Source organism: Arthrobacter sp. 10T416 (assembly GCF_056394165.1).
The window spans coordinates 98,018-121,343 of the sequence record NZ_JBFTHI010000005.1 but is presented as its reverse complement, the minus strand read 5'-3'; the positions used below and the strand labels follow the sequence as shown (position 1 = coordinate 121,343).

Here is a 23,326-nt window from a genome sequence, read left to right as displayed (position 1 = left end):
GTCAATCCTTCTTCAGGGCCGTGATGGTTACGGCGGCGGGGTTTGTTTGGTGCACTGCCGGGACGGTGGACCCGGGCAGGGAAGCAGCGGCGGCACCATGGGCCACCGCCTGACGCAGGCAATCGGCCGGGGCGGCGCCCTGGCTGGCGGCGAGCAGGTAGCCGGCAAGCGACGAATCGCCGGCGCCGACCGTGCTGACCGCCTTGACCGGCGGGTGCGTGGCGAGCCACGCACCGTCGGCCGTCACAAGCACCGCACCCTTGGAACCAAGGGTTGCGAGTACGGCGCCCACTCCGGAACGGACGAGGGCGCCGGCGGCCGCCGCGGCAGCCTCCGGGTCAGCCTCGAGTTCCTCGGCGGACTTATTGGTGGCGAAGCCGGCTGCGGCAGCCAGTTCCACCAGTTCCTCGGCATTGGGCTTGAGCAGGTCCGGTTTCCCCGGGGCGTCCCCGGAGACCGCGGCGGCGAGGGGTTCGCCGGAGGAGTCGACGGCGACGAGGGGTGCCTCTGAGCCGTCGTGCAGGGAACGCAGCCGCCGGGTCACGGTGGCGTAAAAGTCGGCCGGAACACCCGGCGGGAGGGAACCGGCCAGGACAACCCAGCTGGCGCCGCGGGAGGAATCCAGCAACAGCCCGATCAGGGCCTCCTGCTGTTCCCCGCTCAGCACCGGCCCGGGCTCGTTGACCTTGGTGGTCACGCCGCCCGGCTCGGTGAGGGCCACGTTGCTGCGCAGCGGCTCCCCGATGGGCAGGGCCGCGAACGGTACCTCTGTGTCCCGCAGCCCGGCCAGCACCGGGTCCGCCTCCGCGCCCGGAAGCACGGCGATGGTTTTCAGGCCGGAGGCGACCAGGGCGCGGGAGACGTTGACGCCCTTGCCGCCGGACTCCTGCCGGACGGAAACGGCGCGCTGGACTTCGCCCCGGAGCAGCGGTCCGGGCAGGGCCACGGTGCGGTCCAGGCTGGGGTTGGCCGTAAAGGTGACGATCATACGACCACCACCTCCACTCCGGCGTCCGCGAGTGCCGCGGCGAGGTCCGGGCTCGGTTGGGAGTCTGTAATCACGGTGTCCAGATCTTTCAGGGAGGCGAACTGGACCAGCGTTTCAGCGTCCAGCTTGGTGGAATCGGCCAGCACCACAATGCGGCGGGCTGATTGGACGAAGGCGGCCTTGACGGCTGCTTCTTCAGGATCGGGTGTGCTGAGTCCAAAGGTTGCGGAGATGCCGTTGGTGCCGACGAAGGCGATGTCGGGCCGGATCCGGCGGGCGGCTTCCACGGTGGACTGCCCAACGGCGGCCTGGGTCAGCCCGCGGACCTTCCCGCCCAACAGGTGCAGCCCGATCCCCGCCTCGCCGGAAAGCTTCCCCGCGATGGGCAGGGCGTGGGTGATGACCACGAGCTCGCCGTCGCCGGGGGACTGGGTTGATGCGGGCGCCGTGGTTCCGGCGGCTGCTGCCGTGCCTGTTGTCGAGCGGCCGCCGGCCGTGCGGGCCGCAAGGAGTTCCGCGAGGACTTCGGTGGTGGAGCCGGCGTCGATGAGGATGCTGCCGGAGCGGCCCTGCGGGATAAGCGCGAGGGCGGCCTGGGCGATCCGGGTCTTCTCGGACGGCCGCTGGATGGTGCGCTCGGTGATGCTTTCCTCGGTGGTGCTGATCCGCTCGGGTGACACCGCGCCGCCATGGACCCGGCGGACAGTGCCGGCGATCTCAAGGGCGGCCAGGTCGCGGCGGACCGTCTCCGTGGTGATGCTAAAACGCTCGGCGAGGTCCGTGACGCTGGCCCGGCCGCTGGCAGCGACGAGCTCCACGATCAATTGCTGGCGTTCCTCGGCGAACACGTGCCCTCCATTGCGACGGTTACTGCGAATGCTGGTTCGGATGCTGCTCCTTCCGCCCGGCTTCGGTGACCCCCATCACAGCTAAGTGGAATTGATTGACTTTATCTGTGTTCTTGTGGCTTTGTCAATGAAAAACAACAGGAACACAGAACGGGCCCCTCCCGGCCGGACGGACATGCCCATCGCTGGGGTCCCGGGACGGACATGCCCATTGTGGAGCCCACCCCTTGGGCATGCACATCCTGGGCTGCGGACGTGCCCATTCTTCGGCCCGCAGCAATGGACATGCCCGTTCTCCGCGCCGACCGATGGACATGTCGATTCCTCGGGGCGAACCGGGATGGACATGCCCATTGTTTGGCCCGAGGAGTGGGCATATATGGGCTATGTCCAACCGTCGTGACGAGAGATGGGCATGCCCATCCTTGGGCGCACTCCTCGGGCATACGCATCCCTGGCCTGCGGACATGCGCATTCCCGGCCCGCAGCAATGAACATGCTCAATCTCCGCGCCGACCGATGGACATGTCGGTTCTTTAGAACAGCCGGATGCACATGCCCGTTTCTAGAGGCAGGCCGGGACGGACATGTCCATTGGTTGGCCTAGGGAGTGGACATATATGGGTTATGTCCAACCTTCGTGCCGAGGGATGGGCATGTCCCTCACAGGATCGGGCCCGTGAGCTCGCAATGCCGCGGGAAGGTGCTGGTTGGTTTCGCGGGGTCCGTTAAGCGCCGGACGCCGGGCCGGACCTTGGTGGTCCGGCCCGGCGTGCGGGTCAGTTCGAGGTGTGTTTGCGGCCGGAGCCGCGAGCCTGGTGTGAAGGCGCGGCGGATCAGATGCCGGCGTCGCGGCTCTCGTTGCGGGTGATGGTCTCGCCGGTGTTGGGATCGACGACGGAGCGGGTTTCGCTCACGCGGCGGGTGCGGCTGCGGCCCGGCGAAGCGAGGATCAGCGACGCGACAAGCCCGATGACGCCGACCACCATAAGGATGTAGCCGATCATGGTCTGGTCCACATTGGGAATCAATCCTGGCGAGATGGCCCAGGCGAGGATGGCGCCGATGGCGATGAGGAAGATGGAGGAACCGATTCTCATGACTTGCTCCTTGATGTCCGGTCAGGACCGATAGGTGGTGCTAAGCATGCTGACGAGCGTCACGCTACAGCCCGGTACGTGTCGTTTCAACGATTTTGGCCCCGCCTCGCCGGAAAACCGGGCGTAATCGGGGTGCCGGCGCGACGGGGACGGGGTGCTTCGAGCCCCGGCGGCCCGCCGGCTCCGGCATTCCGGCGCCCGGTCCTGCCGCTGGCTAGGCTTGCCGCATGGACACTGTCATCTGGTCGAAGCCGGAGCCCGAACGTGCGGGGACCCCGCTGCTGGTGATGCTGCACGGTTACGGCACGGACGAAACCCGGATGGCGGAGCTCTTCCCCAGCCTCCCGCCGCAGTTCACCTGCGCGGCCCTGCGCGGACCCAAGGTGATCGGCGACGACTACGGCTGGTTCCTGCTGGACTACTTTCTCACCCACGACTTTGCCGACGTCATCACTGCGACGAACTCCGTCTTCAGCTGGATCGACGGCGTCAAGGCCCGGCACAGCAGCGTGACCCTGCTCGGCTATTCCCAGGGCATGGCCATGGCGAGCACCCTGCTGCGGCTCAGGCCGGAGGGATTCCGCGCCGTCGTCGGGCTGTCCGGCTTTGTGCTGGACAACGAGCTGCTGGCGATGAGCGAATCGTTCAGCACGCGGCCGCCGTTCTTTTGGGGCCGGGACAAGAACGATCCGGTGATTAACGACGACGCCACCGCGCACACCAAGGAGTGGCTGGACCTGAACACCCAGCTCACGGCCCGCAGCTACCCCGGGATGGGGCATTCGATCTCCCGTGCCGAACTCGTGGACGTCGGCGCGTTCCTGCGCCACTACGTACTGGGCTGAGCTCCCGCTCCGTCCCAGCAGTCTGAGCTCCCGCGCCGCCCCAGCAGTCGGGCCGGCGGGCCGCGCGAACCCGGGCCCGCTGGCCCCAAAAGAATTCACCCCGGGAACGGCCGCCACCACTTGCGAAGCGAATTTATAAGCGTTTACAGTTTACTTTGGCCATTTTGATCCGGCCCACTACTCCAGGGGGAAGAAAGGTCCAGGCCCGTGTCGCATGGCTAAGGCTCCACGCGTGACAATCCAGGACGTCGCCGCCCTCTCCGGGCTTTCCATCTGCACCGTCTCCCGCGCCCTCCGGGACTTGCCCAACGTGTCCGAACAGGCACAGGCCAAGGTCGCCGACGCCGCCGCCAAGCTCGGCTACAAGGCATCCTCCGCCGCTGCAAGGCTCGCCGGGGGAACCACCGGTGCCGTGGCCATCATCGCCCCTACCGCCACCGCGTGGTTCTTCGCGCAGGCCGTCGAGGCCGCGGAGGAAGTGTTCGCGGACAGCGGCTTCGACACCGTGCTCATCAGCCTCCGCAACCGGCCCAGCGTGCAGCGCAAGATCTTCGGCGACCTGGCCGGGCTCGCCCAGCGCGTCGACGGTGTCCTGCTCCTCAATGTGGCCCTCGACGCCGATGAGATCGCCGCGCTGGAAGCCTCAGGCCTCGCCGTCGCGAGCGTCGGCATGAACCGCGTCCCGTGGGACAACGTGGGAATCGACAACGAAGAAGCGGCGCGCCGGGCCACCGGGCACCTGCTCGGGCTGGGGCACTGGGACCTGGCGATGCTGGCCGGACGGGAACCGGGGGAGCGGTCCGTGGACACCGCCGATGCCCGGCGGCGCGGATTCGAGCGGGCCCTGGCGGAGCACGAGCTCACCGTGGATCCGGACCTGGTGCTCGACGCCGGATCCAGCATCGAGGGTGGGCGCCGGGCCATGACGGAGTTGATCGAAAACCGCCGGATGCCCTCCGCGGTGTTCGCCGGCTGCGACGAAACCGCGTTTGGCGCGCTCATGGCCCTGCGGGATCTCGGTTTGTCAGCACCGAAAAACGTCTCCATCATTGGAATAGACGACCATCAAATGAGCTGGTTCCTCGGGCTGACGACCATCGCGCAGCCGGTGGCCGACCAGGGGGCCTTCGCAGCCAACCTGCTGATCGAACGGCTCCACCGGTCCGGGCTGCCGAATCCGCCGGCGACGCACCTGCTGGAGACCAAGCTGATCGAGCGCAGGAGTACCCGACGCCGACGCTGATCTCCGCCGGCCCGGACCGCCGGCCCGCTCCGGCATCCCGGACCCCCGGCCGTGACCCGGGCCGGGACCCCGGCCCGGCAGCAGGACCGCCGTCGTCCGCAGCCGGTCCCGGCAGAAACCCGCAAGCCCGGCAACGCAGCCGCCACGGCCACCGGCCGCCCCGCCCCGGCGGCCCCGCCCATCATTTCCCACACACGATCCATGCGACCGTCTGAAAGGACCTCCGCCCCATGACTGAGATTTCCAACAGCGCCCCCGGCGCGGCCGACGTGCTGGCCGGCGCCACCGCCATCCTGTTCGACCTCGACGGCGTCCTGACCCCCACCGCGGTGGTGCACGAACGCGCCTGGCAGGAACTCTTCGACGGCTTCCTCGCCACCGTCCCGGAAGCGCAGGGCTACCGCGAAAGCGACTACTTCGACCACATCGACGGCAAGCCGCGTTTCGATGGCGTCCGTGACTTCCTGGCCTCGCGCGGCATTGTGCTGCCCGAGGGCCCGACGGATGACGACCCCGCGCACGACACCGTGCACGGCCTTGGCAACCGCAAGAACAAGGTCTTCAACGACATCGTTGCCGCCGGCGGAGTGCAGCCCTACGAGGGCTCGCTGCGCTTCATTGAAGCGGCGCTCCAGCGCGGCCTGAAACTCGCCGTCGTCTCCTCCTCCCGGAATGCCGTCCCGGTGCTCAAGGCCGCCGGCCTGTCGGACTACTTCCCGGTGGTGGTGGACGGCGTCGTCGCGGTATCCGAAGGCCTGCCCGGCAAGCCGAAGCCGGACACCTACCAGTACGCGGCGCGGCTGCTGGGGCTTCCCAGCGAGGAATGCGTCGTCGTCGAAGATGCCGTCTCCGGTGTCCAGGCTGGAAGCGCGGGGAGCTTCCACTCGGTCATCGGCGTGGACCGCGGAGCCGGGCGGAAGACCCTGCTCGACGCCGGCGCCACCCTCGTGGTCAACGACCTGGCCGAGCTGCTCTAGCCCGCCAGATCACCGGCAACACCCACCCGCACCTACCCGCACAACCGTCACCGCCAAAGGACCCCAACCATGGCTCTCATCACCTCGGACCGCGCCAGGTTCCCCAATGACCCCTGGCAGCTCGTGGAAACCGTCCACCTGCCGGGCAACGCCGGAACGCTGGAGACCCTGTTCAGCCTGGGCAACGGCCACCTCGGCATCCGCGGCGCCCACTGGGCCGCCGCCGACGCCGAACTTCCGGGCAGCTTCATCAACGGCTTCCACGAGATCTGGGACATCAAGCACGCGGAAAACGCGTACGGATTTGCCCGCACCGGCCAGCGCATCCTCTACGTCCCGGACGCCAACAACTTTGTGGTGGTCATCGACGGCGAGATGCTCAGCCTCGAGGAATCAACCGTGCTGGACTACCGGCGCAGCGTGGACTTTGCCACCGGCGTCTACGAATGCCGGATCGTCTGGCAGTGCCGCTCCGGCGCCACGGTGACCACCACGGAACGGCGTGCGGTGGGCTATCAGGCCCGCGGCGCCCTGGGCATCTCCCTTGAGGTCGCCGCCGACCGGGACATCTCCGCGGATGTGACCTCGGCCGTGGTCAACCGGCAGGACCAGCCGGTGGAGGACCACTCCGCGCACGATCCCCGCCGCGCAGGCCGCCACGCCGGCCGCGTGCTGCTTCCGCTGCGGCTGGACGGCTCCGACGGCTCGCTCCGCCTCGCCTGGGAAGCGGCCGAGTCCAAGCAGCGGCTCGGCATGGCCGTGGATCACTGGACCTCCGCCGGCGTGCAGCCCTTCGACACCCAGACGGACCAGGACGACAGCAGTGTCCGCTACGTCCTGGCCGTCAGCCCGGAGGTGCCGTTCCTCCTGGAGAAGAGCGTCAGCTACGCGGTGGGACGCTCAGCGGACGAGGACCTGGCCGACACCGCCGAACGGTCCCTGCTGCCGGTGGCCGAGATCTTCGCCGAAAGCGCGGCGCACTACCGCGACTACTGGACCACCAGCGACATTGTGGTGGGCGGCCAGGACGAACTCCAGCAGGCCATCCGCTGGAACCTCTTCCAGCTGGCCCAGGCCACGGCGTGCGCCGACGTGGCCGGCATCCCGGCCAAGGGCGTGTCCGGCTCCGGCTATGACGGGCACTACTTCTGGGACCAGGAGGTGTACCTGCTGCCCTACCTGACCTACACCAACCCGGGCAACGCCCGGCAGGTCCTTGAGTTCCGCCACGAGCTGCTGCCCGAAGCGAGGGTCCGCGCCAAGGAGCTCAGTGTGGACGGCGCCCTGTTCCCCTGGCGCACCATCAACGGCCTGGAAGCCAGCGCCTACTACGCCGCCGGCACGGCACAGTTCCATATCGCTGCCGCCATCGCCTTCGCCACCAACCGCTTCATCTGGGCCAGCGGGGACGCGGAGTTCAAGGAAACCCTCGGCGCCGACCTGCTGATCGAGACGGCCCGGATGTGGGCCTCCCTGGGCTTCTTTGGCAAGGACGGGCTGTTCCACATCCATGGCGTCACGGGCCCGGACGAATACACCGCCGTCGTCAACGACAACCTGTACACCAACGTTATGGCCCGCTTTAACCTGCGCACGGCCGCGGCGCTGGACCACCCGGGGATCGACCCGGCCGAACGGGAGCTCTGGGAACAGGCCGCGAACCGGATGCACGTCCCGTTCGACGAGGACCTCCAGGTCCACTCCCAGGACAACGACTTCATGACCCTGGAGCCGTGGGACTGGGACACGCCGCGGTCCAAGTACCCGCTGCTGCTGCATTTCCACCCGCTGGTGATCTACCGGCACCAGGTCCTCAAGCAGGCGGACACGGTCCTGGCGATGTTCCTGCAGTGGCAGGACTTCACGGCCGAGGAGAAGCGCCGAGCCTTCGACTTCTACGACCCCATCACCACCGGAGACTCCACCCTGTCTGCCTGCGTGCAGGGCATCATGGCGGCCGAGGTCGGCTACGGCCAGGCCGCGCTGGACCACTTCACCCACGCCGTGTTCATCGACCTGGACGACACCCACGGCAACACGATCGACGGCGTCCACATCGCCTCCACCGGCGGGGTCTGGAGCTCGCTGGTCAGCGGGTTCGCGGGCCTGCGAGACCAGGGTGAGGTGCCGTACTTCGATCCGAGGCTGCCCGCCGAATGGGACGGGTTAGCCTTCCACCTCAAGCTCCGCGGCGGCCTGCTGCGGGTCGAACTGGACCACGCCGCAATCCGGCTGACCACCCGCGAGGGTGCCCCGCTCGAGATCGAGGTGCGCGGCGAACGGTTCACGGTGGGCAGCGACCCCGTGACGGTGCCCCTGCACGCCGTCGCGAGCCCCGAACCCACAGTGTTCCCGGGGCCGGCGACGGCGTCCATCCCGGTGGTGCGCGCCGTCAACTAGCCGCCGCGGCGGCGCCGTCCGTGTCCAGCGGGTGGGAGCGGCGCCGTCCCGTTAGGCTCCTCTCATGGAGAACACGGCCACCGCACCGGCGCGGCGCAGCCTTGCCTTTGTGGGGATCAACGCCGGGCTGGCGCTGCACCCGGCGGATGCCGGCGGCGCCCAGCTTCCGGGGGAGGCCGCCAGCTGCTTCGCGACATTCTGGCAGGCCGACTGGTCGCGCTGGGGTGCCGGCAACGCCCTGCTGGTGGCCACCCTGCAGGGCTGGCGCAGCTACGGCCCCAACGCAGCCCTCGCGGAAACCCTGGCCACCGAGCTCACCCGCTTCTTCCCGGAGGCGGCCCGCTTTCCGCTGACCGGGATCAGCCACACCCACGACGAGTTCACCGTGGTGGTGGATCCCGCCACCGGCTTCCGCGCCACAGGGGCCAAGGCGGAACTGGCCATCACCGGCGTCCTTGACCGGAGGAAGTTCGCGGCGCCGGACTTCCAGCTCGGGGCCGGCAGCGCCGCCCTCAGCAACGTCTACCTGCCCTGCAGCACCGGCCGGCTCGTGGAATTCGGGGTGGAATGGCCGGGCGCCCCGGCGGTCTACCCGGGCCCGCTGGGCCCGTCGTCCTCGGCGTTCCTGGCCCTCGCCGAATCCTGGGTGCTTTAGCGGCGTAGCCCGACGGCGGGGGCCCGGGGCCGCCGTCCCGGAGCGGCCGGATGGTGTGTGGCCTAGAGTTAATGCTGGACAATGTTCAGCACCCTTATGGTTCACGAGAGGCGATGATGGCCAAGCGCAGCAACCCGGCAATGAAAATTGCCCAGAAGACCGCCCACAGCGCCATGTTCGACGCCGACGGCAAGCCCAAGCCCGGCGTCCACAACATGCTCCTGCGCGCCGTAGAAATCCAGCGGCCGCTGGTGCTGGCGAACCTGCGCCGGCTGCAGCGGAAACACCCGCACGCCACCGCGGCGCAGCTCGCCGCCATCCTGGAACGCAACTACCTGACCGCCGTCACCGGCGGCGGCGCCCTCGTGGGCGGCTCTGCCGTGATCCCCGGCGTCGGCACCGTGGCCGCCCTTGGCCTCTCCGCTGCCGCCACCGTCGGATTCCTCGAAGCCACCGCCCTGTTCGCCACCTCGCTGGCCGAGCTGCACGGGGTGCGGATGGTCGACCCGGAAAAGGCCAGCACCGTGGTGATGGCCATCATGCTCGGCGAAGAAGGCACGGCGCTGCTGAGTTCGCTCAGCGGGCAGGCTGCCGGCCAGGGCCGCGGACCCACCCAGGCCTGGGGAACCCTCTTCGCCCGCCGTGCGCCGATGATCGGGTTCGGGTCGGTCCGGGAGCGGATCCAGCGGGCCTTCCTGCAGAACCTGCTCAAGCGCCAGGGCACCGCGCTGCTGGGCCGGGCGCTGCCCTTTGGCGTCGGCGCAGTGGTGGGCGGCGTCGGCAACCGGATGATGGGGCGCGCCGTCGTCGAGAACGCCAAGGAAGCCTTCGGCCCCATGCCGGAGACCATCCCCGGAGAGCTGAAACCCGGCACCGGGACAGCCGACGCCGGGCCAGTAGTGGAAGGCGAAACCCTTGGATCTTAACGCTGACCTTGGGGAGTCCTTCGGCTCCTGGACCATGGGCGACGACGCCGCGATGTTCCGGCTGGTCACCAGCGCCAGCGTCGCGTGCGGCCTGCACGCCGGGGACCCCGTGACGATGCTGGACACCTGCCGCTCCGCCTACGAACTCGATGTTCGGGTCGGCGCCCACTTGGGCTACCCCGACCTCGCCGGCTTCGGCATGCGCTCCCTGGACATGACTTTCGACGACCTCTTCGGCGCCGTGCTCTACCAGCTGGGCGCGCTCGACGGCGTGGCCCATGCCGTGGGTGCCTCGGTGGACTACGTCAAGGTGCACGGCGGCCTCTACGACCGCACGGCGCACGACACCGAACAGGCATCCGCCGTCGTCGCCGCCATCCAGGCCTACGACCCGGGACTGCCCATCCTCGGCCTGGAAGGCTCGGCGCTGCTGGGCATCGCCCGGGACGCCGGGAACCCGGTGTTCCATGAGGCCTTCGCCGACCGCGCGTACCTCCCGGACGGCAGCCTCGTGCCGCGCCAGGAGGAGGAATCCGTCATTGAGGATCCCGACGAGATCGTCGAACGGGCGCTCCGGCTGGCCCTCAAGGGCGAAGTCCTCGCGGTCGACGGCACCGTGGTCACCCGCACGCCGCACTCTATCTGCCTGCACGGGGACACCCCCGGGTCGGTCGAGGTGGCCGCCGCGATCCGCGCCGCCCTGGAGAAGGCCGGCGTCGAACTCGAACCCTTCGCCTAGGCCCTCGCAGCGGGTCTCATGCGGCCCGCACGCCCCGGGACCCCCAGTGCCGTAAGGCCCTATCGAAGCCGATAGGTGGCCCCTAGCTTGGGGGCATGACTGCCGAAGGCGCCGCGGGGTTGGACGGACCCGCCTCGGATGCAATGTTGAAGCTGGGCCGTTTCTTCACGAAGTGGGACCAGACCGCGGACGGCAGGGCGGTGTTCCGGGAAGGCGGCCGCAAGGGCGACATCTTCTACCGGGACCGCTGGAGCCACGACAAGGTGGTCCGCTCCACACACGGGGTGAACTGCACCGGCTCCTGCTCCTGGAAGGTGTACGTCAAGGACGGCATCATCACCTGGGAATCCCAGCAGACCGACTACCCCTCCGTCGGCCCAGACAGTCCCGAATACGAGCCCCGGGGTTGCCCTCGAGGGGCGGCCTTCTCCTGGTACACCTACTCACCCACCCGGGTCCGCTTCCCCTACGCCCGCGGCGTGCTCGTCGAAATGTACCGGGAGGCCAAAGCCCGGCTGGGCGACCCCGTGCTCGCCTTCGCGGACGTCGCCGGGGACCCGGAGAAACGCCGCCGCTACCAGCAGGCCCGCGGCAAGGGCGGCCTGGTCCGCGTCTCCTGGCGGGAAGCCGTGGAAATCGCCGCCGCAGCCCACGTCAACACCATCAAGACCTACGGCCCGGACCGCTGCGCCGGGTTCTCGCCCATCCCGGCGATGTCCATGGTGTCGCACGCAGTGGGCACCCGCTTCATCCAGCTGATCGGCGGGGTGATGACATCCTTCTACGACTGGTACGCCGACCTTCCGGTGGCCAGCCCGCAGGTGTTCGGGGACCAGACCGACGTCCCCGAATCCGGGGACTGGTGGGACGCGCGGTACCTGATGATGTGGGGCTCAAACGTCCCGGTCACCCGCACCCCCGACGCGCACTGGATGGCCGAGGTGCGGTACCGCGGCACCAAGGTGGTGACGGTCAGTCCCGACTACGCCGACAACACCAAGTTCGCCGACGAGTGGCTGCCCGCCCAGGCCGGAACCGACGCCGCGCTGGCCATGGCGATGGGGCACGTGATGCTCAAGGAATTCTTCGTCGACCGCGAGGTCCCCTTCTTCACCGATTACGTCCGGCAGTACACCGACCTGCCGTTCCTGGTCCGGCTGGAACGGCGCGGGGACGGCACCCTCACCCCGGCCAAGTTCCTCACCGCACAGGACCTGCCGGCCGAGTCGCTTGCCGAGGACGCGGCCTTCCGCACCGTTGTGTTCGACAAAGCCTCCGGACGCCCCGCCGTCCCCAACGGTTCCATGGGGTTCCGCTACTCCGGCAGCGGCGAGGGCAAATGGAACCTGGACCTTGAGGGCATCGAACCGGCACTGTCCCTCCGCGAGGTATCCGGGGAAAGCGCCGAGATCCTGCTGCCCTGTTTCGAGGACGCCGGCGGCAACGGCAGCGTCCTCCGCCGCGGGGTACCCGTCGTCGAACTCGAAGGGGAACTGGCCACCACCGTCTTCGATCTGATGCTGGCGCAGTACGGCGTCGGCCGGGAGGGGCTGCCGGGGGACTGGGCTGCCGGGTACGACGACGCCGGGACCCCCTACACGCCGGCGTGGCAGGAGGAGATCACCTCCGTCCCCGCGCAGGCCTGCATCCGGGTGGCCCGCGAGTTCGCCCGCAACGCCGAGGAATCCAAGGGCCGGTCCATGATCATCATGGGCGCCGGCATCTGCCAGTGGTTCCACGGCGACACCACCTACCGGGCCGTCCTGGCGCTCGTGATGCTGACCGGCTGCCTGGGCCGCAACGGCGGCGGCTGGGCGCACTACGTCGGGCAGGAAAAGGCCCGCCCCGCCACCGGCTGGGTCTCGCTGGCCAACGCGCTGGACTGGTCCCGGCCGCCGCGGACCATGATCGGCACCGGCTACTGGTACATGCACACCGGCCAGTGGCGGCAGGACGGCTACTCGGCCGATGCGCTGAAGTCCCCGCTCTCCACCGGCGCCCTGGACGGCATGCACACCGCGGACGCCATGGCCCAGTCCGCCCGGCTCGGCTGGATGCCGTTCTACCCGCAGTTCGACCGGAACCCGCTGGACCTCGCGGACGAGGCCGAGGCCGCCGTCGCCGCCGGGACCGCGGCGGACACCCCCGGGTACATCGCGGAGGCCCTCAAGAACCGCACCCTGAACCCCGCGATCGAGGACGTGGACGCCCCGGAAAACTGGCCCCGGACCCTGGTGCTGTGGCGCTCCAACCTGTTCGGCTCCTCCGCCAAAGGCAACGAATACTTCCTGCGGAACCTGCTGGGCACCCACCACAACGTCCTGGGGGAGGACAACGCCGAGGTCCTTAAACCCCGCGACGTGAAATGGCACGCCCACGCCCCGGAGGGGAAACTGGACCTCCTGGTCTCCGCCGATTTCCGGATGACCTCCACCACGCTGCTCTCCGACGTCGTTTTCCCCGCGGCCACCTGGTACGAGAAGAACGACCTCTCCTCCACCGACATGCACCCGTTTGTGCACGCCTTTACCCCCGCGATCGACCCGCCGTGGGAAACCAAAACGGATTTCGACACCTTCCACCTGCTCGCGGAGGAATTCTCCCGGCAGGCCAAAACCCACCTGGGCGTCCGCAAAGACCTGGTCAGCGTGCCCCTGCAGCACGATACCCCCGGCCAGCTCGCCCAGCCCGGCGGGACGGTCCGGGACTGGCGGGACAGGTCCATCCCGGCGGTCCCGGGACAGAACATGCCCATTTTCTCCGTGGTGGAGCGGGACTACACCGCCGTCGCGGACAAGCTGGCCGCCGTCGGGCCGCTGGCCGACAAACTGGGCTTCACAGTCAAGAACGTCACCTACAAACTCGCCGGCCCGTTGGAGCGGCTCCGGCGAGCCAACGGCGTGATGCTCGGCGGCGCCGCCGACGGCCGGCCGGCGCTGGACACCGACGCGAAGCTGGCCGAAGCCATCCTGGCCTTTTCCGGCACCACCAACGGTGCCCTGTCCGTCCAGGGGTTCAAGGATCTGGAAGTCCGGACCGGCCGGAAACTGGCGGACCTGTCCGAAGGCTCCGAGGAAAAGTTCATCACCTTCGCCCAGACCCAGGCCGGCCCGGTCCCGGTCATCACCTCGCCGGAATGGTCGGGCTCGGAGACCGGCGGCCGGCGCTACGCGCCCTTCACCATCAACATCGAGCGGCTCAAGCCCTTCCACACCCTGACCGGGCGGATGCACTTCTTCCTGGACCACGACTGGATCCGGGATATCGGCGAGGCCCTGCCGATCTACCGGCCCCCGCTGGACATGCACCGGCTCTTCGGCGAACCCAAACTGGGCCGCGACGGGTCCATGGAAGTGGTGGTCCGCTACCTGACGCCGCACTCCAAATGGTCCATCCACTCCGAATACCAGGACAACCTGCTGATGCTCTCGCTCTCCCGCGGCGGACCCACGGTCTGGATGAGCCCGGCCGACGCSGCCGCGATCGAGGTCAAGGACAACGACTGGGTGGAGTGCCTGAACATCAACGGCGTCCTCGTGGCCCGGGCGATCGTCAGCCACCGGATGCCCGCCGGGGTGGTTTACGTCCACCACGCGCAGGAACGCACCATCGACGTCCCCAAATCCGAGGCCACCGGACGGCGCGGCGGCATCCACAACTCCGTCACCCGGCTGCTGGTCAAACCCTCGCACCTGATCGGCGGCTACGCCCAGCTGGCGTACGCGTTCAACTACCTTGGCCCCACCGGAAACCAGCGGGACATGGTGGCCACCGTCCGGCGCCGGTCCCAGGAGGTGCAGTACTGATGCGTGTAATGGCCCAGATGGGCATGGTCATGAACCTGGACAAGTGCATTGGCTGCCACACCTGCTCCGTGACCTGCAAACAGGCCTGGACCAACCGGGCCGGCACCGAGTACGTCTGGTTCAACAACGTCGAAACCCGCCCCGGCCAGGGGTATCCGCGCCGCTACGAGGACCAGGAGCGGTGGCACGGCGGCTGGGTGCTGAACAAACGCGGCAAACTGGTGCTCAAAGCCGGCGGCCGGGTCAAGAAAATGCTCGGGATCTTCGCCAGCCCGGTCCAGCCGGAGCTCAAGGACTACTACGAGCCGTGGACCTACGATTACAAAACCCTCGTGGACGCCCCGCTGGGGGACGACTTCCCCGTGGCCCGGCCGAAGTCCCTGATCACCGGCGAGGATACCAAGATCACCTGGTCCGCGAACTGGGATGACGACCTCGGCGGCTCCGCCGAGCACGGCCACCTGGACCCCATCGTGGAAAAGGTCCGGCGCGAGTCCGAGGACAAGATCAAGTTCGCCTACGAGCAGACGTTTATGTTCTACCTGCCGCGGATCTGCGAGCACTGCCTGAACCCGTCCTGCATGGCCTCCTGCCCGTCCGGGGCCATCTACAAACGCGTCGAGGACGGGATCGTGCTGGTGGACCAGGACCGGTGCCGCGGCTGGCGGCAGTGCATCACCGGCTGCCCGTACAAGAAGATCTACTTCAACCACAAGACCGGGAAAGCCGAGAAGTGCACCTTCTGCTACCCGCGGGTCGAGGTGGGGCTGCCGACGGTGTGCTCGGAGACCTGCGTGGGCCGGCTGCGGTATTTGGGGCTGTTTTTGTACGACGCCGACGCCGTCACCGCCGCGGCCGCCGTCACCGACCCGCAGGAACTCTACGACGCCCAGATGGACGTGCTGCTGGACCCGGAGGACCCCGCGGTGCAGGCCGAGGCGCGGGCGCAGGGCATCCCCGAGGACTGGATCGACGCCGCGCGGCGCTCGCCGGTCTACGCCCTCGCGAAGGTCTACAAGGTGGCGCTGCCGCTGCACCCGGAATACCGGACCATGCCCATGGTCTGGTACGTGCCGCCGCTGTCGCCGGTGGTGGACCTGCTCCGGGACCAGGGGCACGACGGTGAGGACGCCGGCAACCTCTTCGGCGCCATCGACGCCCTGCGCATCCCGGTGGAATACCTTGCCGAGCTGTTCACCGCCGGGGACACGGACCGGGTCGCCGCGGTACTCCGGAGACTCGCGGCGATGCGCTCCTTTATGCGTGGCATCAGCCTCGGCAACGACCCCGACGACGCCATCCCCGAAACCGTGGGGATGGACAGCCAGAGCATGTACGAGATGTACAGGCTGATGGCGATCGCCAAGTACGACGAGCGGTACGTGATTCCCAAGGCGCACGTGGAACAGGCCCACGACCTTGAGGAAATGGGGTGCTCGCTGGACTTCGACGGCGGCCCCGGCATGCAGGACTCCTCGCCCTTCGGGGAAGCCAGCGGCCGTCCCGTGCCCGTCGCGGTGGAGACCTTCCACGCCCTGCGGGACCGGCAGACCTCCGGGGCGGCCCCCGGAGAGACCACGCTGCGGGGGCGGGTTAACCTGCTGAACTGGGACGGGACGGGTGCACCTCAGGGGCTTTTCCCGCCGAAAGGCCCGGAACCGGAGCCGGACACCCTGGCAGCGGCGGAGGACCAGCCATGAGCCGCCGCGAGCAGGTGGTCTACCTGGCGGCCGCCTGGTGCCTGTCCTACCCGGACGAGGACCTGACCGGGAAGGTGCCGCTGATGCGGGCCGCACTCGCCGAGTTTCCCGGGGCGGTGGCCGACTTCGCCGAGGTGCTGGACCTGCTGGAAACGAGGCCCTTGATGGAGGTGCAGGCCCACTACGTCCGCGAGTTCGACCTCGGCAAGCGGCACGCCCTGCACCTGTCCTACTGGACCGACGGCGACACCCGGCGCCGCGGCGAGGTGCTGGGGAACTTCAAGCAGACCTACCGGCAAAGCGACATCCTGGTGGACACCCACGGGGAACTCCCGGACTACCTGCCCATGGTGCTCGAGTTCGCCGCACTGGTGGACCTCGACGCCGGCCGCGGCCTGCTGGGCCGGTTCCGGGCCAGCCTGGAGATGCTGCGGCTCGGGCTGCTCCGTGACAAGCTCCCGCACGCCCGGATCCTGCAGGCCATCTGCGCCACCCTGCCCGGGAAATCGCCCGCGGATGAACAGGCTGTGATGCGGATGGCCGGCTACGGACCCCCCGCCGAGTCGGTGGGCCTGGACCCTTACGACCCGCGCCTGCTGCCCGTGAAAGGGGCCTGACCATGCTCGCAGCCGAGACCGGGACCGACCCGGCAGCCGCACTTTCCACCCTGGACATTGTGCTCTGGGGCGTCCTGCCGTACGTGATGGTGGTGGTTTTGGTGGGAGGCCTGGTTTGGCGCTACAAGTACGACCAGTTCGGCTGGACCACCCGCTCCTCGCAACTCTACGAATCCCGGCTGCTGCGGATCGCCTCGCCGCTGTTCCACTTCGGCCTGCTCGCCGTCATCGCCGGGCACTTCTTCGGCCTGGTCATCCCCATGGCGTGGACCCAGGCCGTGGGAATGAGCCAGGAGTTCTACCACTTGAATGCCCTGTTGGTGGGCGGCATCGCCGGGGTGGGCACACTGGGCGGCATCCTCCTGCTGATCTACCGCCGCCGCACCACCGGCCCAGTTTTTATGGCCACCACCACCAACGACAAAACCATGTACGTCGTCCTTACGGCGGCCCTGGTGTTCGGGCTGTGGACCACTTTGGCGAGCGTGTTCGAGGGCGAGCACGGCCACAACTACCGTGAGACCGTGGCCCCGTGGTTCCGGTCGCTGTTCATCTTCCAGCCGGACATTGGGGCGATGGCGGCAGCCCCGTTTTCCTTCCACCTGCACACCCTGGTGGGCATGGCGCTCTTTGTGATCTGGCCGTTCACCCGCTTGGTCCACGCCTTCACCGCGCCGTTCCACTACCTCTTCCGCCCCTACATCGTGTACCGGTCCCGGGACCGCGCCCCAGTTGCGGCCGGCGGCACCCGGGGCCGGAACAGCGCCGGGGCCCCGCGGCCCTCCGGCACCGCCGCCCGGCGCGGCTGGTCCGCCGTCGGAACCCGGGACCGGGATACCAGGAACCGGTAACCGGACCCGCCCGAGTCCCCGCCCCACCGAAAGGAGGCCCCCGTGGCCGGAACAGCGAACCCCGCCGCGGCCGTCCCGCACGGCCGGATGCTCAACCTCGTGCTCGCCACCGCGGCCTCCGTGGCCGGCTTCTGGGCGTGGAACTCCGTGGCCACCCTCGGGGCTTTCTACACCCAAAACCTCCAGCTCAACCCGGCCACCACCGGCATCCTGGTCGCGATGCCGGTCTTCGTCGGCTCGCTCGGGCGGATCGTCGTCGGGGCCCTGACGGACCGGTACGGAGGCCGGGTCCTGTTCAGCTTCGTCCTGCTGGCGGCCATTGTCCCGATCCTGCTGGTGGCCGTCGGCGGCACCATCCGCTCCTTCGCGCTGGTGCTCGGCGCGGGCCTGGTCCTCGGCATCGCCGGGACGGTGTTCGCCGTCGGCATCCCCTTCGTCAGCGCCTGGTACGAACCTTCCCGGCGCGGCTTCGCGACCGGAGTTTTCGGTGCCGGGATGGGAGGCACGGCCCTGGCCGCGTTCCTGAACCCGCGGCTTGTGGCCTGGATCGGCTACTTTCCCACGCACCTGCTGATCGCCGGGGTCCTGGCCGTTATGGCGGCGCTCGTATGGTTCCTGATGCGGGAGGCGCCGGGCTGGAGCCGGAACTACGCCCCGGTGCTGCCCAAACTCCTCGACGCCGCGAAGACACCGGTCACCTGGAAGATGTGTTTCCTCTACGCCGTGGTCTTCGGCGGCTTCGTGTCCTTTGCGACGTATCTGCCCACCTACCTGCGGGACGTGTACAGCTTCGATCCGAGCGCCGCCGGTGCCCGGACGGCGGGGTTCGCCCTTGCCGCCGTGCTGGCGCGGCCGGTCGGCGGGGTGCTGGCGGACAGGTTCGGCCCCAAGCCCGTGGTGGTGCTTTCCCTGGCCGGCGTCGCCCTGCTGGCCTGGGTGGTGAACCTGCAGCCCGACGGCGATGTGCCCGCCGGCCTGACGTTCGTGGCCATGGCGGCGGCCCTGGGCCTGGGCACCGGCGGCGTGTTCGCCTGGGTGGGGGTGCTGGCCCCGGCCGGGAAGGTGGGCAGCATCAGCGGGGTGGTCAGCGCCGCCGGCGGCCTGGGCGGGTACTTCCCGCCGCTGGTCATGGGGGCCACGTACGACGCCGCGACCCACAGCTACTCCATCGGGCTCTTCCTGCTGGTGGTCACGGCGCTCGCGGCGCTGGCCTTCACGGTCTTCGCCCTGCACGGCCGGCCCCGGGCCACGGTCGCGCCCGCCTGAGCCGCGCCGCCAGTCTGACAGCCGCCGGGCTGCCCCCATGCCTTTGCCGCGACCGGCCGATGGGCAGGGGCGGGTGGATGCGCCGCGATCAACGGAGGGGGCCAGCCGGCAGTGCTCCTCAGGCCAGAAGAACTGCCTGCTGCCGCTCGGTCGACTGCTGCCGCGTTGAAACGCGTGCATGCGGATGAGTTTTGTCATGGCTGCCCGATGGCTGTCTCATAACCGACGTCGGATACAACGATTCAGCCAAAAGGTTTCGAGACGTAGTTATGAGAATCGCCCCGTCGGGAGGATCCCAAGAAATTCCGACGAAAGACGGTCCGGAGGGTAGCGGTTAGGGCACCTTCACCGTGCATTTCATAGCGCAGGGTAAACGTGCCTTTAAAGGCGAGCAACAGCGCCGAAGGAAGAATTTCTGCCAGGCTGCGCTTTCGACGACCGGCTTGCGGCACGGCTACCTGGCACCGCCACTAGGTAGGCGACGGCCGTGTCTCGGGGCTTGAGCACAGCGCCGTCGTTTGCCGTGATGTTGGTCGCGGGCCGCCTGTCGAAAAGCGCCCGGGCTCGAATCAATCCAACTACTTCCCGCTGAGTAAGTAGCGGAATTCGTCTACCGCAGCCTTGCCCTCGGCGATATTTCCGCCGGTAACCTCGCAGTAAACCTCAATCGCCTTTATATCCCGACCCGCTATTAGTTCATCAACGACTGTCGAATACCTTTCATCTTGCAACAGATCATAGGACCCTGCGGCAGATGCATCGTCAATAAGGTAGAACGTCTTGATACCAGGTTCCCGACTAAATACCGAACCAACTCCGGTCATTTCGTGTTTCCTTTCAGCTGACTTCTTGCATCGAGTGTATTACCCGGATCTGGCCCGGCGGTCCCCCTTGCGTTCGTTTAGGGATCCCTTTTCAGGCGCTTGAGAACGTCTGTGTCTTGCCGAATTGGGCGATACCAAAGAGTGTCATTGCGGCCGTGCCGAGGAGGGCCACGATCAGCAGCCCACTGAGGGGTAGATCATAGATGGCGAGCTGGGAAATGCGGCGCGATGCCACTGCCAGAAGGCCCACAAAGGCGCCGATTAGGCCGGAGTAGCTTCCGGTCATGAAACTTCGGTGGCCTTGATGTTTTCTTTGAGATGGCCCGCAGTCCTGGCCGTCAGTGTTCAGACGGTCAGCGCCGAGAGTGCGTGGAGCCAATTGACCCGCCTTCGATGGTCCTGAGTCCGAACGAGGTCAGAACCGCGACGTACATAGCAACAACCCAGATTCGACCCACAGTCCTATGAAAGCTGCCGCCTTCGGTCTGGCGCTGCAGGTTCACGGCTCCGAAGATCACCGCGTAGCCGGCGGCTATGGCGAGTAGAGAGATCAAAACAGTCCGGGAGGAAGGCATGTCACGGAGCCTGGCGGGCCTCAGCTACACGCCACGCGCCGCTAGGCAGCGGGTCCTTAGATTCTTGGCGTCGGCGCCAAATAGGGTCGCAAACAGACCGCGATACCGCCGAAAGTCGCATGACGGACGGCTGCTGGGGGATCGGCGCACGGAGATTGAAGCGCCTCTGATTGTGCGGTGCAACCCACAGCAATTCGTGGCCGCGTTACCGTGAAGAGCTGGTTGTAGCGGCATTGCTCGCCGTATGAAGGTGGAAGGGACTGCCCTCTGCGTACACCTAGGCGACGAGGTTGTCCGCGGCTCCGTCCATGTGCTCGCGGATCGTTTTGCGGGCCAAGGTGGCGTCACCGGTTTCGATGGCCGCGACGATCTCGCGGTGCCGATCCACGCCCATGTTCCTGACTCCTTTTTCCCGCCCAGCGAACATGATGGACATCCGGATGGATCCCTCCAGTGATTCCCAGGAGTGGAGCAGTGTTTCATTTCCGGTCAGCCGGCACAGGGTCCGGTGGAATTCCATGTCGGATTCGATCCGCTCTTCCAATGACGCGTTCTGAGCCGCCTCCATTGCGTCAACTGTCAGGTGCAGGGAGGCGATCGCAGCTTCGCGGTCAGCGAGCTCACACAGGGTGCGTGCGGCCAGAGATTCGAGGGCGGCCCGGACGGCGAAAATGTCGCGGATCTCTTTTCCGTCCAGGTGCCGTACCGAGAGTCGGCCGCGCGGGCCCGAGGACAGCAGACCTTCCTGTTCCAACTGGCGGAGCGCCTCACGCAGCGTTCCTCGGCTGATTTGCAGCATTTCCGAAAGTTCGGTTTCGACCAGGTGCCGTCCGGGCTCCAGCTCTCCGCTGGTGATGGCGGTGCGCAGTGCTGAAACCGCCTGCTCGCGCAGGTTCTGCTTCTGCAATCCCAGCAGCGGGGCTGTCGTTCCGGCCATGGCCCGTCCTCAGTGTTATACGTCGACTGTTTACAGTTGGTTGTTTGATGATACGGCAGAAAGCACGGCTCCGGCGGGCGCCGGGGCCGTGCTTTCTGAGTTCTGAGCAGCCAATCCCGGGCGGTCAGCTGAGTTCGGCGAGGACTTTGGCGACGATGCGGTCCACGGCGAGGCCGTAGCGGTCATGCAGGGTGGGCAGGGCGCCGGCGTCGAGGAACTGGTCCGGCAGCGCCACGGGAACCACGCGCTTGCCCACCCCCGCGGTGACGACGGCGGAGGCCACCGTTTCGAACAGGCCGCCGATAACAGAGTGGTTTTCCAGCGTGACGGCGAGGCGGTCGGTGTTGATCTCGGCGAGGACCGTTTCGGCGTCGAACGGCTTGATGGTCGGGGTGTGGACGACCGCGACGTCAACGTTGTGGGCTGCAAGTGCCTTGGCGGCCTGAAGGGCACGCATGGTCATCAGGCCGGAGGAGATGAACACGACGTCGTTGCCGCCACGCAGAACCTTGGCCTTGCCAAGTTCGAAGGTGTAGCCGTACTCGTCGAGGACGGTAGGGACGTTGCCGCGCAGCAGGCGCAGGTAGGTCGGGCCGTCGCTGGCCGCCAGCTGGGGTACGGCTTGTTCAATGTCGATCGAGTCGCAGGGGTCCACGATGGTCAGGTTGGGCATACCACGGAAGATAGCCATGTCCTCGGTGGCCTGGTGGCTGGGCCCGTACCCTGTGGTCAGTCCGGGAAGGCCGCCTACGATGTTTACGTTCAGGTTCGGTTCGGCGCTGTCCAAGCAGAGGAAGTCGTAGGCACGCCGGGCGGCGAACACCGAGTAGGTGGAGGCGAAGGGGACAAGCCCGGTTTCGGCGAAGCCGGCGGCTGCGCCGAAGAGCAGCTGTTCGGCCATGCCCATTTGGAAGAACCGCTCCGGGAAGGCCTGGGCGAAGATGTGCATGTCGGTGTACTTGCCCAGGTCGGCGGTGAGGCCCACGATCTTGTCGTTTTCCTGCGCGGCCTTGACCAGGGCGTGCCCGAACGGTGCGGAATCGGTCTTCTGGCCGGCATCCGCGAAGGACGCGATCATCGCCGAGGTCTTCAGCTTCGGCTTGGCCGCTGTGGCGGTGTCGGGGGCCTCGGTGGTGGTGTTCATGCTGAAGCCTTTCCTTCGTAGCCGGCGGTGAGTTGTTCGCGGCAGGTCTGCCATTCGTGTTCTTCGATGCGCATGAAGTGCGCCTTTTCGCGGTTCTCCAGCAGCGGAACGCCGCGGCCGACCTTCGTATCGCACAGGATTACTGAGGGGCGTCCGACGGCGGCGGCCTGGGCGGCGGCGTTGTCGAATGCCGCCAGCAGCGCGCTGACGTCGTTCCCGTCCACCCGCTGGGTGTACCAGCCGAACGCTTCCCATTTTTCCGTCACTGGTTCGGTCCGCAGGACGGTATCTGTTTTGCCGTCCGCCTGCAGGGCGTTGATGTCCACCATCGCGGTGAGCTTGCCGAGCTGGTGGTGGTGGGCCCCCATGGCGGCCTCCCATGTGGAGCCTTCGTCCAGTTCCCCGTCGGAAAGGAAATTGAACACTCGGGCGTTCGAGCCCTGGTGGCGCAGTCCCAGGGCCATGCCGACGGCGATGGTCAGGCCGTGGCCCAGGGAGCCGCCCGAGATTTCCATGCCGGGGGTGTAGGTGGACATCCCGGACATGGGCAGGCGTGAGTCATCGGAGCCGTAGGTCTCCAGTTCCTCCACGGGCACGATTCCGGCCTCGGCCAACGCGGCGTAGTGGCCGATGGCGTAGTGGCCGGTGGAGAGCAGGAACCGGTCGCGGGCTTCCCAGTGCGGGTCCTCGGCGCGGAAGTTCAGTTGGTCCCCGTAGACGGTGGCGAGCATGTCCGCTGCGCCGAGTGCCTGGCCCACGTAGCCCTGTCCCTGCACCTCCCCCATGTTCAGGGCGTGGTGCCGTATCCGGTAGGCCGCGGCGCTGATTTTCGTCACGCGGTCCTGGTCCACGCGCTCGGCGGTAAGTGTTGGCATTGTTAGCTCC

Annotated in this window: 20 protein-coding genes; 12 read left to right on the top strand and 8 right to left on the bottom strand. The window is 67.8% G+C overall.

The features are described from left to right. Position 1 precedes the first annotated feature (1 nt). The 3 genes from AC1DBE_RS07940 to AC1DBE_RS07930 form a co-directional block, all read right to left on the bottom strand. Positions 2–988 (bottom strand): 1-phosphofructokinase family hexose kinase, encoded by a 987-nt coding sequence (locus AC1DBE_RS07940; RefSeq protein WP_476878176.1) that lies wholly within the window; start codon positions 986–988, stop codon positions 2–4. Next, complete coding sequence (locus AC1DBE_RS07935) at positions 985–1,836, bottom strand: DeoR/GlpR family DNA-binding transcription regulator (protein ID WP_476878175.1); 852 nt, start codon at positions 1,834–1,836, stop codon at positions 985–987. Before AC1DBE_RS07935 ends, AC1DBE_RS07940 begins: the two co-directional genes overlap by 4 nt. Before the next feature lie 836 nt (positions 1,837–2,672). Further along, positions 2,673–2,936 carry a DUF6458 family protein gene (locus AC1DBE_RS07930; protein ID WP_476878174.1) on the bottom strand — a complete coding sequence of 88 codons (264 nt, stop codon included), beginning with the start codon at positions 2,934–2,936 and terminating at the stop codon, positions 2,673–2,675. Between the two features lie 227 nt (positions 2,937–3,163). Here AC1DBE_RS07930 and AC1DBE_RS07925 point away from each other — a divergent pair, with 227 nt between their 5' ends. The 12 genes from AC1DBE_RS07925 to AC1DBE_RS07870 all read left to right on the top strand — a co-directional run bounded on the left by AC1DBE_RS07925 (position 3,164) and on the right by AC1DBE_RS07870 (position 18,961). After that, positions 3,164–3,781 carry an alpha/beta hydrolase gene (locus AC1DBE_RS07925; RefSeq protein ID WP_476878173.1) on the top strand — a complete coding sequence of 206 codons (618 nt, stop codon included), beginning with the start codon at positions 3,164–3,166 and terminating at the stop codon, positions 3,779–3,781. A gap of 232 nt (positions 3,782–4,013) precedes the next feature. Further along, positions 4,014–5,024, top strand: coding sequence for a LacI family DNA-binding transcriptional regulator (locus AC1DBE_RS07920; protein ID WP_476970178.1), 1,011 nt, complete (start codon positions 4,014–4,016; stop codon positions 5,022–5,024). Between the two features lie 230 nt (positions 5,025–5,254). Beyond that, the gene (locus AC1DBE_RS07915) at positions 5,255–6,001 is read left to right on the top strand and encodes an HAD family hydrolase (protein WP_476970177.1); all 747 of its coding nucleotides are present in this window, start codon (positions 5,255–5,257) and stop codon (positions 5,999–6,001) included. Positions 6,002–6,070: 69 nt separating this feature from the next. Further along, entirely contained in the window at positions 6,071–8,401 is a 2,331-nt protein-coding gene (locus AC1DBE_RS07910; protein ID WP_476970176.1) for a glycoside hydrolase family 65 protein, read from the top strand. A 64-nt stretch (positions 8,402–8,465) separates the two neighbouring features. Next, positions 8,466–9,056 carry a hypothetical protein gene (locus tag AC1DBE_RS07905; RefSeq protein ID WP_476970175.1) on the top strand — a complete coding sequence of 197 codons (591 nt, stop codon included), beginning with the start codon at positions 8,466–8,468 and terminating at the stop codon, positions 9,054–9,056. 116 nt (positions 9,057–9,172) lie between these two features. Further along, positions 9,173–9,982 (top strand): hypothetical protein, encoded by an 810-nt coding sequence (locus tag AC1DBE_RS07900; protein ID WP_476878180.1) that lies wholly within the window; start codon positions 9,173–9,175, stop codon positions 9,980–9,982. Continuing rightward, the gene (locus AC1DBE_RS07895) at positions 9,972–10,721 is read left to right on the top strand and encodes a LamB/YcsF family protein (RefSeq protein WP_476878168.1); all 750 of its coding nucleotides are present in this window, start codon (positions 9,972–9,974) and stop codon (positions 10,719–10,721) included. The genes AC1DBE_RS07900 and AC1DBE_RS07895 overlap by 11 nt, the downstream gene beginning before the upstream one ends. 95 nt (positions 10,722–10,816) lie before the next feature. Then, on the top strand, positions 10,817–14,527 hold the full coding sequence (locus tag AC1DBE_RS07890) for a nitrate reductase subunit alpha (protein ID WP_476903511.1): 3,711 nt from the start codon (positions 10,817–10,819) through the stop codon (positions 14,525–14,527). After that, positions 14,527–16,227 carry a nitrate reductase subunit beta gene (gene narH / locus AC1DBE_RS07885; protein ID WP_476970174.1) on the top strand — a complete coding sequence of 567 codons (1,701 nt, stop codon included), beginning with the start codon at positions 14,527–14,529 and terminating at the stop codon, positions 16,225–16,227. The genes AC1DBE_RS07890 and narH overlap by 1 nt, the downstream gene beginning before the upstream one ends. Beyond that, positions 16,224–16,844: a nitrate reductase molybdenum cofactor assembly chaperone gene (narJ, locus tag AC1DBE_RS07880; protein ID WP_476970173.1), complete on the top strand. Its 621-nt coding sequence runs from the start codon at positions 16,224–16,226 to the stop codon at positions 16,842–16,844. Before narH ends, narJ begins: the two co-directional genes overlap by 4 nt. Positions 16,845–16,846: 2 nt before the next feature. Then, positions 16,847–17,695, top strand: a complete 849-nt coding sequence (gene narI, locus AC1DBE_RS07875) for a respiratory nitrate reductase subunit gamma (RefSeq protein ID WP_476878164.1) — start codon at positions 16,847–16,849, stop codon at positions 17,693–17,695. A 42-nt stretch (positions 17,696–17,737) separates the two neighbouring features. Continuing rightward, positions 17,738–18,961 carry an MFS transporter gene (locus tag AC1DBE_RS07870; protein ID WP_476903512.1) on the top strand — a complete coding sequence of 408 codons (1,224 nt, stop codon included), beginning with the start codon at positions 17,738–17,740 and terminating at the stop codon, positions 18,959–18,961. A gap of 578 nt (positions 18,962–19,539) precedes the next feature. Here the strand turns inward: AC1DBE_RS07870 and AC1DBE_RS07865 are convergent. From AC1DBE_RS07865 to AC1DBE_RS07845, 5 genes are all read right to left on the bottom strand, one after another. After that, positions 19,540–19,785: a hypothetical protein gene (locus AC1DBE_RS07865; RefSeq protein WP_476903513.1), complete on the bottom strand. Its 246-nt coding sequence runs from the start codon at positions 19,783–19,785 to the stop codon at positions 19,540–19,542. 91 nt (positions 19,786–19,876) lie between these two features. Further along, positions 19,877–20,071 (bottom strand): hypothetical protein, encoded by a 195-nt coding sequence (locus AC1DBE_RS07860; protein ID WP_476878162.1) that lies wholly within the window; start codon positions 20,069–20,071, stop codon positions 19,877–19,879. 566 nt (positions 20,072–20,637) lie between these two features. Next, complete coding sequence (locus tag AC1DBE_RS07855) at positions 20,638–21,297, bottom strand: GntR family transcriptional regulator (RefSeq protein WP_476903514.1); 660 nt, start codon at positions 21,295–21,297, stop codon at positions 20,638–20,640. A 124-nt stretch (positions 21,298–21,421) separates the two neighbouring features. Further along, positions 21,422–22,441 (bottom strand): transketolase family protein, encoded by a 1,020-nt coding sequence (locus AC1DBE_RS07850; RefSeq protein ID WP_476970172.1) that lies wholly within the window; start codon positions 22,439–22,441, stop codon positions 21,422–21,424. Beyond that, positions 22,438–23,316 carry a transketolase gene (locus AC1DBE_RS07845; protein WP_476970171.1) on the bottom strand — a complete coding sequence of 293 codons (879 nt, stop codon included), beginning with the start codon at positions 23,314–23,316 and terminating at the stop codon, positions 22,438–22,440. The genes AC1DBE_RS07850 and AC1DBE_RS07845 overlap by 4 nt, the downstream gene beginning before the upstream one ends. Positions 23,317–23,326: the final 10 nt, after the last annotated feature.

Bases quoted from the DNA above. Each gene is read 5' to 3' on its own strand.
- AC1DBE_RS07940 (WP_476878176.1), bottom strand. From the start codon at position 988: ATGATCGTCACCTTTACGGCCAACCCCAGCCTGGACCGCACCGTGGCC.
- AC1DBE_RS07930 (WP_476878174.1), bottom strand. From the start codon at position 2,936: ATGAGAATCGGTTCCTCCATCTTCCTCATCGCCATCGGCGCCATCCTC.
- AC1DBE_RS07925 (WP_476878173.1), top strand. From the start codon at position 3,164: ATGGACACTGTCATCTGGTCGAAGCCGGAGCCCGAACGTGCGGGGACC.
- AC1DBE_RS07915 (WP_476970177.1), top strand. From the start codon at position 5,255: ATGACTGAGATTTCCAACAGCGCCCCCGGCGCGGCCGACGTGCTGGCC.
- AC1DBE_RS07910 (WP_476970176.1), top strand. From the start codon at position 6,071: ATGGCTCTCATCACCTCGGACCGCGCCAGGTTCCCCAATGACCCCTGG.
- AC1DBE_RS07905 (WP_476970175.1), top strand. From the start codon at position 8,466: ATGGAGAACACGGCCACCGCACCGGCGCGGCGCAGCCTTGCCTTTGTG.
- AC1DBE_RS07900 (WP_476878180.1), top strand. From the start codon at position 9,173: ATGGCCAAGCGCAGCAACCCGGCAATGAAAATTGCCCAGAAGACCGCC.
- narH (WP_476970174.1), top strand. From the start codon at position 14,527: ATGCGTGTAATGGCCCAGATGGGCATGGTCATGAACCTGGACAAGTGC.
- narJ (WP_476970173.1), top strand. From the start codon at position 16,224: ATGAGCCGCCGCGAGCAGGTGGTCTACCTGGCGGCCGCCTGGTGCCTG.
- narI (WP_476878164.1), top strand. From the start codon at position 16,847: ATGCTCGCAGCCGAGACCGGGACCGACCCGGCAGCCGCACTTTCCACC.
- AC1DBE_RS07865 (WP_476903513.1), bottom strand. From the start codon at position 19,785: ATGACCGGAGTTGGTTCGGTATTTAGTCGGGAACCTGGTATCAAGACG.
- AC1DBE_RS07860 (WP_476878162.1), bottom strand. From the start codon at position 20,071: ATGACCGGAAGCTACTCCGGCCTAATCGGCGCCTTTGTGGGCCTTCTG.
- AC1DBE_RS07855 (WP_476903514.1), bottom strand. From the start codon at position 21,297: ATGGCCGGAACGACAGCCCCGCTGCTGGGATTGCAGAAGCAGAACCTG.
- AC1DBE_RS07850 (WP_476970172.1), bottom strand. From the start codon at position 22,441: ATGAACACCACCACCGAGGCCCCCGACACCGCCACAGCGGCCAAGCCG.
- AC1DBE_RS07845 (WP_476970171.1), bottom strand. From the start codon at position 23,316: ATGCCAACACTTACCGCCGAGCGCGTGGACCAGGACCGCGTGACGAAA.